This is a genomic window from Kribbella voronezhensis (assembly GCF_004365175.1).
Taxonomy (GTDB): Bacteria; Actinomycetota; Actinomycetes; order Propionibacteriales; family Kribbellaceae; genus Kribbella; species Kribbella voronezhensis.
Genome location: NZ_SOCE01000001.1, coordinates 2392977 through 2407532, shown reverse-complemented (window position 1 = coordinate 2407532; position 14556 = coordinate 2392977). Strand labels below are relative to the sequence as shown.

The 14556-nt window shown below is 67.0% G+C and carries 17 protein-coding genes; 6 read left to right on the top strand and 11 right to left on the bottom strand.

Annotated features, from left to right (window positions below):
* Window positions 1–191 precede the first annotated feature (191 nt).
* Together EV138_RS10875 and EV138_RS10870 are read right to left on the bottom strand one after the other, a co-directional pair.
* Complete coding sequence (locus EV138_RS10875) at window positions 192–1028, bottom strand: SDR family NAD(P)-dependent oxidoreductase (protein ID WP_133978288.1); 837 nt, start codon at window positions 1026–1028, stop codon at window positions 192–194.
* Window positions 1025–1606, bottom strand: coding sequence for a TetR/AcrR family transcriptional regulator (locus EV138_RS10870; RefSeq protein ID WP_133978286.1), 582 nt, complete (start codon window positions 1604–1606; stop codon window positions 1025–1027). Before EV138_RS10870 ends, EV138_RS10875 begins: the two co-directional genes overlap by 4 nt.
* A gap of 56 nt (window positions 1607–1662) precedes the next feature.
* Between EV138_RS10870 and EV138_RS10865 the strand changes: the two genes are divergently transcribed.
* Window positions 1663–2388, top strand: a complete 726-nt coding sequence (locus EV138_RS10865) for an SDR family oxidoreductase (RefSeq protein WP_133978284.1) — start codon at window positions 1663–1665, stop codon at window positions 2386–2388.
* A gap of 174 nt (window positions 2389–2562) precedes the next feature.
* On the opposite strand, the gene EV138_RS10860 is transcribed toward EV138_RS10865, so the two are convergent.
* Window positions 2563–2847: a hypothetical protein gene (locus EV138_RS10860; RefSeq protein WP_133978282.1), complete on the bottom strand. Its 285-nt coding sequence runs from the start codon at window positions 2845–2847 to the stop codon at window positions 2563–2565.
* A gap of 300 nt (window positions 2848–3147) precedes the next feature.
* Here EV138_RS10860 and EV138_RS10855 point away from each other — a divergent pair, with 300 nt between their 5' ends.
* The gene (locus EV138_RS10855) at window positions 3148–3375 is read left to right on the top strand and encodes an SCO4848 family membrane protein (RefSeq protein WP_133978280.1); all 228 of its coding nucleotides are present in this window, start codon (window positions 3148–3150) and stop codon (window positions 3373–3375) included.
* Here the strand turns inward: EV138_RS10855 and EV138_RS10850 are convergent.
* A complete protein-coding gene (locus EV138_RS10850; protein ID WP_133978278.1) occupies window positions 3365–4156 on the bottom strand; it encodes a helix-turn-helix transcriptional regulator in 792 nt (263 codons plus the stop codon). The genes EV138_RS10855 and EV138_RS10850 overlap by 11 nt on opposite strands.
* Window positions 4157–4179: 23 nt before the next feature.
* Between EV138_RS10850 and EV138_RS10845 the strand changes: the two genes are divergently transcribed.
* Window positions 4180–5034 carry a M55 family metallopeptidase gene (locus tag EV138_RS10845; RefSeq protein WP_133978276.1) on the top strand — a complete coding sequence of 285 codons (855 nt, stop codon included), beginning with the start codon at window positions 4180–4182 and terminating at the stop codon, window positions 5032–5034.
* Window positions 5035–5041: 7 nt separating this feature from the next.
* Here EV138_RS10845 and EV138_RS10840 read toward each other — a convergent pair whose 3' ends face one another.
* Window positions 5042–5335 carry a hypothetical protein gene (locus EV138_RS10840; protein ID WP_133978274.1) on the bottom strand — a complete coding sequence of 98 codons (294 nt, stop codon included), beginning with the start codon at window positions 5333–5335 and terminating at the stop codon, window positions 5042–5044.
* 86 nt (window positions 5336–5421) lie between these two features.
* Here EV138_RS10840 and EV138_RS10835 point away from each other — a divergent pair, with 86 nt between their 5' ends.
* Entirely contained in the window at window positions 5422–5853 is a 432-nt protein-coding gene (locus tag EV138_RS10835) for a DUF2000 domain-containing protein (protein WP_133978272.1), read from the top strand.
* A 20-nt stretch (window positions 5854–5873) separates the two neighbouring features.
* Here EV138_RS10835 and EV138_RS10830 read toward each other — a convergent pair whose 3' ends face one another.
* From EV138_RS10830 to sdhC, 4 genes are read right to left on the bottom strand one after another with little or no spacing between them, the layout of a single operon-like run.
* Window positions 5874–6578, bottom strand: coding sequence for a succinate dehydrogenase iron-sulfur subunit (locus tag EV138_RS10830; RefSeq protein ID WP_133978270.1), 705 nt, complete (start codon window positions 6576–6578; stop codon window positions 5874–5876).
* Window positions 6578–8320 carry a succinate dehydrogenase flavoprotein subunit gene (gene sdhA, locus EV138_RS10825; protein WP_133978268.1) on the bottom strand — a complete coding sequence of 581 codons (1743 nt, stop codon included), beginning with the start codon at window positions 8318–8320 and terminating at the stop codon, window positions 6578–6580. The genes EV138_RS10830 and sdhA overlap by 1 nt, the downstream gene beginning before the upstream one ends.
* Before the next feature lie 13 nt (window positions 8321–8333).
* Window positions 8334–8789: a succinate dehydrogenase hydrophobic membrane anchor subunit gene (locus tag EV138_RS10820; protein ID WP_112246407.1), complete on the bottom strand. Its 456-nt coding sequence runs from the start codon at window positions 8787–8789 to the stop codon at window positions 8334–8336.
* Window position 8790: 1 nt separating this feature from the next.
* Entirely contained in the window at window positions 8791–9180 is a 390-nt protein-coding gene (gene sdhC, locus EV138_RS10815; RefSeq protein WP_133978266.1) for a succinate dehydrogenase, cytochrome b556 subunit, read from the bottom strand.
* A gap of 402 nt (window positions 9181–9582) precedes the next feature.
* Between sdhC and EV138_RS10810 the strand changes: the two genes are divergently transcribed.
* Window positions 9583–10398: an MBL fold metallo-hydrolase gene (locus EV138_RS10810; RefSeq protein ID WP_133978264.1), complete on the top strand. Its 816-nt coding sequence runs from the start codon at window positions 9583–9585 to the stop codon at window positions 10396–10398.
* Here EV138_RS10810 and EV138_RS10805 read toward each other — a convergent pair.
* Together EV138_RS10805 and EV138_RS10800 are read right to left on the bottom strand one after the other, a co-directional pair.
* A complete protein-coding gene (locus tag EV138_RS10805; RefSeq protein ID WP_133978262.1) occupies window positions 10395–11531 on the bottom strand; it encodes a glycosyltransferase in 1137 nt (378 codons plus the stop codon). The two genes, EV138_RS10810 and EV138_RS10805, sit on opposite strands and share 4 nt — an antisense overlap.
* Window positions 11528–12652, bottom strand: coding sequence for a glycosyltransferase family 4 protein (locus EV138_RS10800; protein ID WP_202866690.1), 1125 nt, complete (start codon window positions 12650–12652; stop codon window positions 11528–11530). Before EV138_RS10800 ends, EV138_RS10805 begins: the two co-directional genes overlap by 4 nt.
* 289 nt (window positions 12653–12941) lie before the next feature.
* On the opposite strand from EV138_RS10800, the gene EV138_RS10795 reads away from it, so the two are divergent.
* Window positions 12942–14522: an acyl-CoA mutase large subunit family protein gene (locus tag EV138_RS10795; RefSeq protein ID WP_133978259.1), complete on the top strand. Its 1581-nt coding sequence runs from the start codon at window positions 12942–12944 to the stop codon at window positions 14520–14522.
* Window positions 14523–14556 lie beyond the last annotated feature (34 nt).

Below are 14556 nucleotides of genomic sequence, written 5' to 3'. Positions count from 1 at the left end.
CAAATAGTCAACTGCAATTCTGCGCTGGCCAACTCCTGACTTTCCCTCATTCGTACGAGGTCGGACGAAGTCGATTCGCGTAGGTTAGGGCTCTCTTCGAGACTCGGATCTTTCTCACTGTCACTTTCGGCGTAAGGGACCGAGTTGTGTTGGAGAATTCTGCAGGGACGCCGCTCAGGTCGAGCTGGGAGTTATGCGCAGATGGGTTCGCCGAGGAGTTGTTCGGTGAGGTGACGGAGGTGGGTGCGGGCGGTGGGGTCGTAGGCCTGTGGATCGGCTTTGGCCAGGCGCTTGATGTCGAAGTAGGCGCCGGTGACCGTGGCGAGCGCTGGATCATGGGCGAGTCTGCTGGTGGCGTTGATGCCGGTTTCGAGGGTGTCGATGCTGTGTCCCACGAAGTTCAGCACCATCTTGGTGGGCATGTAGCTCCCCGGGTGCAGGCTGTTGACGGTGAGCTGGTCGGCCGGGAAGCGGTCGGCGAGATCGAAGCCGAACATGATCAGCGCCAACTTGCTCTGGCAATAGGCGCGCATCCCGGAGTACTGGCGGGTCAGCATCAGATCGGTGAAGTCCAGCGCCTGTTGGCCGGCCGACGCCACGTTGATGATGCGTGCGCCTGGCCGGGTACGAAGTACAGGGAGCAGCCGGGCAGTCAGCAGCGCCGGAGCGAGGTAGTTCACCGCGAATCGCAGCTCATGCCCTGCCGTGGTCGTGGCCCGCGTGACGGGCGCGGGCGCACCGGCGCCGATGCCGGCGTTGTTGATGAGAACTTCGATGCCGAGCTGCCTTCCGATGAGGTCGTCGGCCGCTGCCCGTACGTCGTCGAGCTCGGCGAAGTCCGCCAGCACGGGGTGGACGGTGGCACCAGAACTTCGGAGCTCGTCGGCGAGTTGGGCCAGGGCATCCGGTCGGCGGCCGTGCAGGATCAGCTGCGCGCCGCGCCGGGCGAGATCGTGCGCCAGGCCGCGACCGAGACCGTCCGTGGCGCCGGTGATCAGGATCGTTCGATCCACGAGCGGTTTGGTCATCGGGCGCCTGCTTGAGTGAGGAGGGTGATCAGCTCGGTGACGAGGTCGTCGTCGAACTCGGTGGGCAGGATCAGCAATCGGTACCAGATGACGCCGAAGACGACGTCCACCAAGGTGCTGGTCCGAACGGGTGCGGGCCTGCGGCCGTCGTCGCGGGTCAGGATCGTCGTGAGAGCCGCACGCCGATGGTCGACGAAGGTGGCGCGAAACCGCTCGGCGAAGGCCGGATTCAGCTGGGCCTCGGCGGCCAGCGCACGGAGCAGTTCCGCCACTTGCGGCATCCGCCCCAACTGAAGGGATGTCGTCAGAAACTGTCGCAGGTCCGACTCCAGGGCACCCGTGTCGGGGATCGGGATGTGCACCTCGACCTTGTGCAGCAGCGCCTCCATGACGACATCGGCCTTGGTCGGCCACCAGCGGTAGACCGTCTGCTTGCCGACCCCGGATTCGCGGGCGATCCGCTCGATCGACAACGCGGCGTACCCATCGATTCCGATGATCTGAATCGCGGCCGCCAGGACCGCCTGCCGACTGACCTCGCTACGGGTCCGGCCTCGAGAAGCCCTTTGCCTTTCCATGGGCAGCAGCATACGGTAAACATTACGAACCGTCTCGTATTGAATTGAAGATCGTGATGCATGCAGTTGATGGCAGGACGGCGCTGGTCGTCGGCGGGTCCTCCGGAATCGGGTTGGAGACGGCGCGGCAGTTGGCCGTCCGGAACTACACGGTGCACATTGTGGGCAGGGGCGCCGAGAGACTGTCCAAGGCGGCCGGCGAGGTGCCAGGGCTGATGACTCACCAAGCAGATGCCGGCGACAAAGCTGCGATCACCGCACTGGCTTCGACGCTCGGTCGCGTCGACGTTCTCGTGGTGACAGTCAGTGGCTCGGAAGGGGTAGGCGCATTCGCCGACCTGGACCTGACGATGCTGCGGCGAGCCTTCGAGGCTAAGTTCTGGGCACACGTGACGACCCTGCAGGCCGTCCTGCCCTTCTTGGCGCCCCAGGCATCGATCACCCTCGTCGGCGCCATCACGGCCCGAGCAGGGATGGCCGGTACTGCGGGGATCGGCGCCCTCAACGCAGCGGTCGAAGCCCTCGTGAAACCCCTGGCGGTGGAGCTTGCGCCACGGCGAGTCAACGCGGTGTCACCGGGCCTTGTCGATACCCCTTGGTGGGAAGGCATGCCCGAAGCGGATCGGGTCGCCTACTTCGACCACGCCGCCAGCAACCTGCCTGCCCGGCAGGTTGCGAAGGCATCCCACATCGCCGAAGCGGTCGTCCTGGCCGCAACCAACCCGAACCTCACCGGCACAGTCATCGAATCCGATGCAGGCGCCCGGCTGGTCAGCATCTGACAGGCGCTCGCGGCTCATTCCCGCATCGGTGATCGCGACACCGGCGTTCGCCCGGCGGCGCCGCGGGCCAGCAGGTCCGAAGTACGTGACCGAACTCAGCCCGGCAAAGCCGGAAGGTCTCCCCGTGTGCTGCGGAGACGCGAGCAGCCAGACCTTCCGTGGGCTCCTGTTTGGTCAGTGGGGGACTGCGCCTGCGTCGTCGATGAAGTTGTAGATGGTGTAGACGACGCCGTCCAGTTCGAACGTCTTCTTCGTCGGCAGGGCGCAGGCGACGCCGTTGTTGTTGCCCTGCTCATCGACGTTGTTGTCGGCCTGATAGGGCTCTGTCGTCACATCCCAGCGGATGTACCCGCTCACCGGTGGCGGGCAATGCCCTCCGGCGACCCCGGCCGACGCCGTCCCAGGCATCACCCCCAGCAATCCTGCGACAACGATTCCCCCAGTCACGAACCTCCTCATGACAACCTCCTTTGGTCTCCAGCCCACATTCCTCCGGCCACCACCCCTCGTCCAGTACTGAGCCCCTCGGATCAGCCGGCCGAGGAGTGGCTCGATGGGTTACCTGAACCTGTGGCTTTGAGGCGGCGGCGTGGGGGGAATGCGGGGAAACCCTTGTGGTGACCCGCGAGTAGGTGGGGAAGGGTTGCTGGGGTGGGGCGGAGGCAGGAGTCTCGTGGGCACGTGGAGGGTTCGGCCCTCGTCGGGGCGGCCGAGTGAGGTGCGGCCGCCCCGTTGCGTGGTACTGCGTAGCCTGGCGGGGTGAAACTTGAGCGGAAGCATGCCCTGGTGTTGATCGGGATCGCGGTTTGGAATGTGGTCACGTACGTGACGTTCATCAAGAATCTGGCGGGCACCGAAGGGCGGCCTACCGGGTACTACGTGGCGCACACCGTGTTGATCATCGTGAATCTGGTGATCGCTGCTGTGCTGGGGACGTGGGGTTACCGGGCGTACAAGGCGACCCGTAGTACGCGCGTCAAGGTCTGACGAACTGGCCTGGTGAGACGCCGAGCATCTTGCGGAAGTGGCGGGTCAGGTGGGACTGGTCGTAGAAGCCTGCCAGGGTTGCGACTTCGGAGGGCGGCCGGCCTTCCAGCAGGTAGCGGCGGGCCAGGTCGACGCGTCGGCCGGTGAGGTAGCGGTGTGGGGGCATGCCGTACTCGCGGGTGAAAGCGCGAACCAGGTGGGTCGGGTGCGCGTGCACCAAGAGCGCTGCCTCGTCGAGGGTGATGCCGGTGGGGAGGTGGCCGTCCAGGAGTTCTCGTAGGCGGCTGGCGACTCCTGGGTCGCGGCGGTCCGGCGGGGCGGTCACCTGGCGGCGGAGGTGTTGCTGGAGGCGCTCCTCGATCAGGGCCAGGCGGCTTTCGGATTCGAGCGCTTCCTGGCCGTTGGTCAGTACTTCGTGCAGTTGGTGGATGCGCTGACGTAGTACGGGATCCACGTACTCCGGTCGGTCGACGGCCGCGCCGATGAGGTCGGTGCCGAGTCGTGAGGGCTCCAGGTAGAGCACCCGCTTGCGGAAGCCTTCGGGGCGTACTGAGCGGCCGTCGTGGGGCACGTTCGGCGGTAGCAGCGAAACCTGGGCCTGGGCCAGGCCGTGCTCGCGGTGGTCCAGGTCGTACCGTACGACGCCTTCGTCGACGATCAGTACGGTCCAGGCGTCGTGCGTGTGGCTCGGGTACGCGTGCGAGGGGAAGTAGGCGTGCAGTACTTCGACGACGCCGTCCAGTTCCGGCCGCCAGGCATGTACCTGTGCACTTCCGCTCACCCTTCAGAACATACGCTGCTCCGGTGAAGGTCTACATCAGCGCGGACATGGAAGGCATCACCGGGCTGGTCGACGCGGAGGACGTCCAGCCACCCGGGCGGGACTACGAACGCGGCCGGGTGATGATGACCGAGGACGTGAACGCGGCCGTCCGCGGTGCCTTCGCGGCCGGGGCGTCAGAGGTGCTCGTCAACGACGCCCACGGCCCGATGCGGAACCTGCTGCCCGACCTGCTCGACCAACGCGCCGTACTGATCAAAGGCCGGCCGAAGCCGATGGGAATGATGGAGGGCCTGACCGCGGAGTACGACGCTGCGCTCTGCATCGGATTCCACGCGCGGGCCGGCATGCTCGGCGTCCTGAGCCACAGCTTCATGGGGCACGAGATCGAGGACATCTGGCTCGACGACCGCCCGGTCGGCGAGATCGCGTTGCTCCACGCGACGGCGGCCGCGTACGGCGTACCGGTGGTACTCCTGACTGGCGACGACGCTGCCTGTGCCGAGCTGACCGCTTGGGACCCGTCGGTCGCCACAGTCCCGGTCAAATACGCCAAGGACCGCTTCGCTGCCCAGTTGGTCCCGGTCGCCGAGGCCCGCGCCGCGATCGAGTCCGCCACCCAGCAAGCTCTCGCCAGACTGCGATCAGCCGGCATCTCTGCCGAGCCACACCGGGGCAGCAGCGTCGGCGAATCGCACCAGCTCGCGGTGCGCTGGCAGTCCGCATCGGTTGCGTCCCACCTGCCGGCGATTCCCGGTGTCGGTAAGCGAGACGACCGGACCGTCGAGGTGACTGGCTCGATGCCTGACCTCTACCGCCTCTTCAACCTCTTCCTCCGCGTAGCCACGGCCGTCACCACCAACCCGCCCTACTGCTGAGGCAGACCTAGCGGGCGAGCAGCAGGCGTACCGCCGCCGGGAGTTCCAGGCCGAGGGCCAGGTGATTCCAGGCCAGCTTGAAGGGGGATTTCACCGGGAACTGTCGCCGGAAGACGAAAGCGACGGCCACGATCAGTGCTTGGCCGATCGCGAACAAGACGAAGCCGACCGTCATTCGCGCGGTCGAACCGTCCGTGAACTGGTTGTACAAGATCCAGAGGACGCCGATCAGCCAAGTCACGAAACCCACCACGTACGCCGTGGCCAGCAGTCGGCCGCGGGCCTCCTTCGTCCAGTCCATGGCCGTCAGTATGCGCCACGCGAACCCTCTGAAGACGTCAGGAACGTACAAGACCCACGCCGCGGGGTCGCGGGAGAGTCGGGGGTGTGGAGAACGAGACAGAGCCGATTCGGTTCGATACGAAGATTGTGGTGTTGCTGAGGGACGATCTGGCGTCCTGGCAGCGGTTGAATGTGACGGCGTTTCTGGTGAGTGGGATCGCGGCGAGGAAACCGGAGACGATCGGGGAGCCCAACGAGGACGCGGACGGTACGGCGTACCTGCCGATGTTCCGGCAACCTGTGCTCGTCTTCGAGGGGTCCAAGGAGTTCATGGCGACCGCTCACGGGCGAGCGCTGAGCCGGGAGATCCCGCACTCCGTGTTCACCCAGGATCTCTTTGCCACCGGCAACGACCGGGACAACCGGGCCGCCGTACGGGCCGTCCCACAGGCCGAGCTCGACCTGGTAGGACTAGCCCTCTACGGCCCGAAGAACGCCGTCGACAAGGTGCTCAAGGGCGCGAAGATGCACCCCTGAGCGAAGCCGTAGACCTGAGCTCAGACCCGGCGGAAGATCAGGGCTCGTTTAACTTCCTGGATGGCCTTGGTGACCTCGATGCCTCGGGGGCAGGCCTCGGTGCAGTTGAAGGTGGTGCGGCAGCGCCAGACGCCTTCTTTGTCGTTCAGGATCTCCAGGCGCTGTTCGGTGCCCTCGTCGCGGCTGTCGAAGATGAACCGGTGCGCGCCGACGATGGCCTGCGGGCCGAAGTACTGGCCGTCGGACCAGAACACCGGGCAGGACGTCGTGCAGGCGGCGCAGAGGATGCACTTGGTGGTGTCGTCGAAGCGCTCCCGGTCGGCCTGCGACTGGATCCGCTCGCGGGTCGGCTCGTGGCCGCTGGTGACCAGGAACGGCATGATCGAGCGGTACGCGTCGAAGAACGGCTCCATGTCGACGACCAGGTCCTTGAGCACCGGCAGGCCCTTGATGGGCTCGACGGTGATCTCCTTCTCCGGGTTCAGGTCCTTGATCAGCGTCTTGCAGGCCAGCCGGTTGCGGCCGTTGATCCGCATCGCGTCCGAGCCGCAGACACCGTGCGCGCAGGACCGCCGGAACGTCAGCGTGCCGTCCTGCTCCCACTTGATCTTGTGCAGAGCGTCCAGCACCCGGTCGCCGGGCAGCAGGGTGACGGAGTACGTCTTCCACTCGGCGTCCGGAGCGACCTCGGGGTTGTACCGAAGGATCTTGACCTTGACATCCATCAGTACTTCCGCTCCATCGGCTTGTAGCGAGTCTGGACAACCGGCTTGTAGTCCAGCCGGATATTGATGTTGCCCTCGGCATCGACCGACCGGTAGGCCATCGTGTGCCGCATGAAGTTCACGTCGTCCCGCTTGTCGTAGTCCTCGCGGAAGTGCCCACCACGGGACTCCTTGCGGGCAAGGGCGGAGACCACCAGTACTTCGGCCAGGTCGAGCAGGAAGCCCAGCTCGACGGCCTCCAGCAGGTCGGTGTTGAACCGCTTGCCCTTGTCCTGCACCGAAACCCGGGCGAATCGTTGCTTCAGGCCCTCGATATCGGTGAGCGCCTGCTTCAGCGAGCCCTCGGTCCGGTAGACCTGCGCGTTGATGTCCATCGTCGCCTGCAGGTCGGTCCGGATCGCCGCCACCCGCTCGTCACCGGTGGCGTTGCGCATGCCCTCGATCAGCTCGACCACGAACGCTTCGGGCTCGGCCGGCAGCTCTTCGAAGTCGACCCCGGCCGCGTACTCCGCGGCCGCGATCCCCGCGCGCCGCCCGAACACGTTGATGTCGAGCAGCGAGTTCGTGCCGAGCCGGTTCGCTCCGTGCACGGAGACGCACGCGACCTCGCCCGCGGCGTACAGGCCGGGGATGACGTCCTCGTTGTTGGCCAGTGCCTCGCCCTGGATGTTGGTCGGGATGCCGCCCATCGCGTAGTGGGCGGTCGGGAACACCGGAATCTGTTCCGTGTAAGGCTCCACGCCCAGATACGTTCGCGCGAACTCGGTGATGTCCGGCAGCTTCGCGTCGATGTGCGCGGGCTCCAGGTGGGTCAGGTCGAGCATCACGTACGCGCCGTCGGGACCACAGCCACGGCCCTCGCGGACCTCGTTCGCCATCGCCCGGGCGACCATGTCTCGCGGCGCGAGGTCCTTGACGGTCGGCGCGTACCGCTCCATGAACCGCTCGTTGTCCTTGTTGCGCAGGATTCCGCCCTCACCGCGGGCGGCCTCCGACAGCAGTACGCCGAGGCCGGCCAGCCCGGTCGGGTGGAACTGGAAGAACTCCATGTCCTCCAGCGGCAGGCCCTTGCGCCAGACGATGCCCATCCCGTCGCCGGTCAGCGTGTGCGCGTTCGAGGTGGTCCGGAAGACCTTCCCGAAGCCGCCGGAGGCGAACACGATCGACTTGGCCGAGAAGATGTGCAATTCGCCGGTGGCCAGTTCGTAGGCGACGACACCGGTGGCGCGACCGCCGACCATCAGCAGATCGAGTACGTAGAACTCGTTGAAGAACTCCACGTTCTGCTTGATGCACTGCTGGTACAGCGTCTGCAGGATCATGTGGCCGGTCCGGTCCGCGGCGAAGCAGGACCGGCGTACGACGGCCTCGCCGTGGTTGCGGGTGTGCCCACCGAAGAAGCGCTGGTCGATCTTGCCCTCGGCCGTCCGGTTGAACGGCAGGCCCATCTTCTCCAGGTCCAGCACGGCGTCGACCGCCTCGCGGCACATCACCTCGGCCGCGTCCTGGTCGACCAGGAAGTCACCACCCTTGACCGTGTCGAAGGTGTGCCACTCCCAGTTGTCCTCCTCGACGTTGGCCAGCGCGGCGCACATGCCGCCCTGGGCCGCGCCGGTGTGCGACCTGGTCGGGTAGAGCTTGGTGAGTACCGCGGTCCGCGTGCGCTTGCTGGACTCCAAGGCGGCGCGCATACCCGCTCCACCCGCGCCGACGATGACCACGTCGTACTGATGCCGCTGCATATTCAGAGGTTCCTTACTTGCAGACCGACAGCGTGGAGCTGGGGTCCAGGCAGGGATCGAAGGTGAAGATGACCAGGGTGCCGAGGACGACGATCACGATCGCCGCGGTGATCAGCAGGGCCTTCAGCCAGAACCTGGTCTGGTCCTTCTCGGCGTAGTCGTTGATGATCGTGCGCATCCCGTTGCTGCCGTGCAGCATGGCCAGCCAGAGCATCAGCAGGTCCCAGACCTGCCAGAGCGGGTTGGCCCACTTGCCGGCCACGAACCCGAAGTCCAGCGCGGTGATCCCGCCGCCGAGCATCAGGTTGGTGAACAGGTGGCCGAGCACCAGCACGACCAGGGCGAGCCCGGACAGCCGCATGAACAGCCAGCTGTAGAGCTCGAAGTTGGTCTGGCCGGAGCGGTTGCGGCCGCCGCCCTTGAGCGAGCGGGAGCGGGTGGACGAACGCGGTGCGGCGATGTCGGACATCTCAGCCTCCGAAGACGTGGCTCAGGTGCCGGATCACGAACGGCACGAACAACACGACCCAGATGATCCCGACACCGATCATCAGCTTGCGCTGGTGCCGCGGGCCCTTGGCCCAGAAGTCCACCAGGATCAGCCGGATGCCGTTGAAGGCGTGGAACAGGATGGCCCCGACCAGGCCGACCTCCATCAGGCCGACGACCGGGTTCTTGTACGTCCCGATCACCTCGTTGTAGGCCTCCGGGGAGACCCGGACCAGCGCGGTGTCGAGCACGTGGACCAGGAGGAAGAAGAAGATCCCGACCCCGGTAATCCGGTGCGCCACCCACGACCACATGCCTTCGTGGCCGCGATACAGCGTGCCGGGGGGAATGATGCGCGGTTTGCTGGGCAAACCGATCCTCCGATCGGACGACAGACCAGAGCCGGGGACCACGGCGACTCCGGGGCGTCCAGAGCAGCCTCGACGCCGGGGCGAGGAGGCCGGGGTGGCAAAGGGGCCGCGGTCGGCTCGGCCCGGCAGGAAACCAGGCCGTTCTTGATGCTATCGCTGCGCTGCGCCGGTTCAGGCACGCTCACGTGTGACATCGCTCTCTGAGACCTGCCGACGCGCTGGTGACCAGGAGTGATGGGACCGGTACGACGCGGCTGTTGATCTCAACCGCGCTTGAACTCGGAGGATGAAGTGGCCCGCCGGGACCGGTCCGCGGTGGACCAGATCGGGGGACCCTGCCGGACCTAGGGTGGAACCGGCGACGACATGGCCCGGCGAGCGCCGGGAGAAGAGGGGACGAAAGTGAGTTTCTGGATCTGTGAGACCTGCGCGGTCGAGCACTCCGAGCAGGTCGAGGTGTGCGCGATCTGCGCCGACGAACGACAGTGGGTGCCCGCCGACGGCCAGCACTGGACGACGCTCGAGGAGCTGTCCGCGGCCGGCTACAAGGTCGAGGTGAAGGCCGTCGAGCCCGGCCTGTACGGCGTGACGTCGACCCCGAGCGCCGGGATCGGCCAGCAGTCGATGCTCGTCCAGACCGCCGAGGGCAATTTGCTCTGGGACCCGATCGGCTACCTGGACGACGACGCGGTCGAGCAGGTCCGCGCGCTCGGTGAGGTGAAGGCGATCATCGCGAGCCACCCGCACATGTACGGCGTACAGGTCGAGTGGAGTCGCCGGCTCGGCGGCGTACCGGTCTATGTGTCCGAGGCCGATGCCGAGTGGGTCGCCCGGCAGGACCCGGTGATCAAGACCTGGTCGGGCACGCTCGACCTGCTGCCCGGCGTCACGCTGATCCAGCCGGGCGGGCACTTCCCGGGCAGCGCGGTGGTGCACTGGGCAGAAGGTGCCGAGGGCAAGGGAGTGATCCTTGCCGGGGACACCATCTTCGCGAACCCGGACCGTACGTCGGTCAGCTTCATGCGCAGCTACCCGAACCGGATCCCGCTGTCCGGCGCGGTCGTCGACCGGGTCGCGAAGGCGCTCGACGTGTTCTCCTACGACCGCCTCTACGGCAACTTCGGCGCGTCGATCCCTGCCGACGCACGCACCGTCGTACGCCGCTCCGCCGACCGCCACGCCGCCTGGGCCCGCGGCGACTTCGACCACCTGACCTAAGCCGCGGCGCGCATCCTCAATCGCGTGTGCAGGTTGAGCATGTGCCGCACGCAGCTGTCCCAGTCGTAGAGCTCGGCCCGCCTCCGGGCCGCAGCTCGACGACCTGGCTGCTGAACGAGATCCAGTACCGCGTCCGCCAGCGCCCCGGCGTTGGCGGGGGCCCATCGACCGCAAGTCGAGTCGACCAACTCCCTTGCTCCACCGGTGCTCGCCGTGACCACCGGCGTACCGGCGGCCAGCGCCTCCAGTACGGCGAGCCCGAACGTTTCTCCCGGGCAGACCGACAAGGCCACGTCGGCCTCGGCGAGGTGGCGCGCCAGGGTGACCCGGCCGTCGACGTACCCGTGGAAGAAGATCGGGGCGGTTCCCGCGATCGCGAGCAACTCGTCGAGGTGCGGTCCTGAGCCGTAGACGTCCATCCGCAGCGGTACGCCGCGTCGGTGCAACTCGACCGCCGTGGCGACGGCCAGGTGCGGGCTCTTCTCGCGCGACAACCTGCCGGCGTGGACGAGCTTGAGGATCCCGTCGTCTTTGGGCGCACCACGCGAGGGGTGGAACGTGTCGAGGTCCACGCCGAGCGGGATGCGAATCAGCGGTGTGGTCACCTCGTCGAACTCGGCCGCCGCATAGCGAGAGGTGACCACCACAGCGTCGTACGTGCGGCTCAGCAGCTTGTAGAGCGCACCCACGCCGGACGCGATCCCGAGCTGGCGGTAGTGGGTTCGTTCCCCGCCTTTCCATCCCGGTCTCGCGGTCCTGAGCGACAGCATCGCGTCCAGCCGCTCGTGGCTGAACAGGACCGAGCCGATGCCCTGACGGCGGGCCCACCTTGCCACCGGCAACAAAGTGGACTTGTCCGAGATCTCGACGGTGGTCGGCCCGAACCGCTCCAGCGCCTCGATCACCTTCCACGGCTCGGTGATCAAGCGGTAGCCGCCGCCGACTTTCGGTGCCTTGATCCGGACGATCGTGCCGACCTCGGTGTCCGTCTCGCTGTCGCGCTCACCGGGCGTGATCAGGATGCGGTCGGCACCGGCCTCGCAGTACCCGCGGCCCAGGTGCTCGATCGCGGTCCGCATCCCGCCGGAGGTCGGGCCGACGAAGTTCGCCAGCTGTGCGATCCGCAACGTCATGCGGCCCGCCGGACGGCCGCGACCTCGGCCAGTACTTCGGCGTAGTGCCGGTCGACCAGGTCGTCGACGACGGCGGGCCAAGTGCGTGTCTGGACCCGGCGACGGCCGGCCGCTGCCATCGTCGTACGGGCGTCCGGGTTGTCCAGTAGGTGTGCGACTGCGTGGCGGAGCGAGCCGGGTTTGCCTGGTTCGAAGAGCAGACCGGTCTCGCCTGGGCGGATCAGATCCAGGGGGCCGCCCGCGGCCGGACCGACGGTGGCGACGCCGGAGGCCTGCGCCTCCTGGATCGTCTGGCAGAAGGTCTCGTGCTCGCCGGTGTGCACGAACAGGTCCAGGCTCGCGAAGATCGAGGCGAGGTCACTGCCGCGGCGCATCCCGAGGAAGGTTGCTTTGGGCAACGTGGCTTCCAGGGAGGCGCGATCCGGGCCGTCGCCGGCGATCACCACGTGGCAGTCGAGTTCGCTCAGCTCCGCGAGGCGCTTCACCTTCTTCTCCGCGGCCAGCCGGCCGACGTACCCGACGATCGGTTTGCCGTCCGGGGCGATCTCCTTGCGCCAGGCATCGTTTCGGTGGGCCGGATCGAACAGGTCGAGATTGACACCGCGACCCCAGTGATGGACGCGCGGTACGCCTTCCTGGACGAGCTGGGCGACCGCGGACGACGACGGTGCGAGGGTGCGATCGCAGCGCGAGTGGATCCTGCGGATCCAGGCCCAGCAGCCACGATCGGCCTTGGCGAACCACGGGTACTGCCGGGCGAAGCCGGCCAGGTCGGTCTGGAACACCGCGACCGTCGGCAACCCGAGCCGCCGCGCACTCCGCAGCCCGTACGCCCCAAGCGCGAACGGAGCCGCCAGATGAACCAGGTCGGGCCTGAACTCGGCCATCGCCCGCTCGATCGCGGGATCGGGCAGCCCGACCGGAATCTCCTTGTATCCAGGAATCCCGAAGCTACGGGCCCGCAGTACCCGGACGCCGTTGTAGGTCTCAGGACCAGGACCGGCGGTAATGATCAGCAACTGATGCCCACGGGCAAGCAGCCGGTCGGCGACGTGGCGAGCTGTGTTCGCCACGCCATTGATCTGCGGCAGGAAGCACTCGGCAACCATCACTATGCGCACCCCCGAAGGTTCCCGCCCCCACATGAACCCTCAGCGACACTCCAGCAACACCCCGCAGATCCCCTGGCAACACCCAGTCGGCGGATGTACCGACGGACAGGAGGTATCAGCCAGCTCAGCTGGAGGCGCCGCCGTCCCAAGCGCAACTGAAACCCCGCCGACGGCACACCTCCGGTCCGTCGGTACGCCGGCTGATGGAGCGCAGGGAGAGACTCGGGTCACAGAGGGTGCTGGATGTCACCTGGGGGATGGATACCAGTGGGTGGGTGGTCGGGCCTACGGTGGGTGGATGAGCCACCAGACCGAGTCGGGGTGGGACTTCGAGCCTGTTTACGGTCCCGACAAGCTTGCGGGATTCGACCCGGCGGAGAAGTTGGGTACGCCGGGGCAGTACCCGTTCACGCGCGGGGTCTACCCGACCATGTACACCGAGCGGCCCTGGACGATGCGGCAGTACGCCGGGTTCGGGACGGCCGCCGAGTCGAACCAGCGGTACCACCAGTTGATCGACGCGGGGACGATGGGACTGTCCGTCGCGTTCGACCTGCCGACCCAGATGGGGTACGACTCCGACGCCGAGATCGCGCACGGTGAGGTCGGCAAGGTCGGGGTCGCGATCGACTCGATCGACGACATGCGGATCCTGTTCGACCGGATCCCGCTGGACCAGGTCTCCACCTCGATGACGATCAACGCGCCGGGCTCGGTGCTGTTGCTGCTCTACCAACTCGTGGCCGAGGAGCAGGGCGTCAGCGGCGACAAGCTGACCGGCACGATCCAGAACGACGTACTCAAGGAGTACATCGCCCGCGGCACCTACATCTATCCGCCGAAGGAGTCGCTCCGGCTGATCAGCGACATCTTCGCGTACTGCCGGACCGAGTTGCCGCGCTGGAACACGATCTCGATCTCCGGCTACCACATGGCCGAGGCCGGCGCGACGCCCGCGCAGGAGATCGCGTTCACCCTTGCCGACGGCATCGAATACGTTCGCGCCGCGATCGCGGCCGGTCTCGACGTCGACGACTTCGCACCACGGCTGAGCTTCTTCTTCGTCTCCCGGACGACGCTGCTGGAGGAGGTCGCGAAGTTCCGCGCGGCCCGGCGGATCTGGGCGCAGGTGATGCGCGACGAGTTCGGCGCGAAGAACCCGAAGTCGCTGATGCTCCGCTTCCACACCCAGACGGCCGGCGTTCAGCTGACCGCGCAGCAGCCCGAGGTGAACCTGGTCCGCGTCGCGATCCAGGGTCTCGCCGCGGTGCTCGGCGGCACCCAGTCGCTGCACACCAACTCCTACGACGAGGCGATCGCGCTGCCGACCGAGAAGGCGGCCCGGCTCGCGCTGCGGACCCAGCAGGTGCTCGCGTACGAGACCGACATCACCGCGACCGTCGATCCGTTCGCCGGCTCGTACGTCGTGGAGTCGCTCACCGACGAGGTCGAGGCGGCCGCGCGGGAGCTGATGGACCAGGTGGAGGAATACGGCGGGGCCGTCGCGGCGATCGAGAAGGGGTTCCAGAAGCAGGAGATCGAGCGGTCGGCGTACCGGATCGCGCAGCAGATCGACTCGGCGGAGCGGGTCGTCGTCGGGTTGAACAAGTACAAGGTCGCCGAGGAGGAACCGTACGAGCCGCTGCGGGTCGACCCGGCGATCGAGGCGCAGCAGGTGGCGCGACTCGCCAAGCTTCGTGCCGAGCGCGATCAGGCTGCTGTCGACAAGGCCCTCGCGGATCTACAGGCGGCCGCGCGCGGCACCGACAACTGCCTCTACCCGATGAAGGAAGCCCTCAAGGCCCGCGCCACCGTCGGCGAGGTCAGCAACGCCCTCCGCGATGTCTGGGGCGTCTACGTCCCGGCCGACACCTTCTGACCCGTACTACGTGAGCCGCCGACACCTTCTGAAC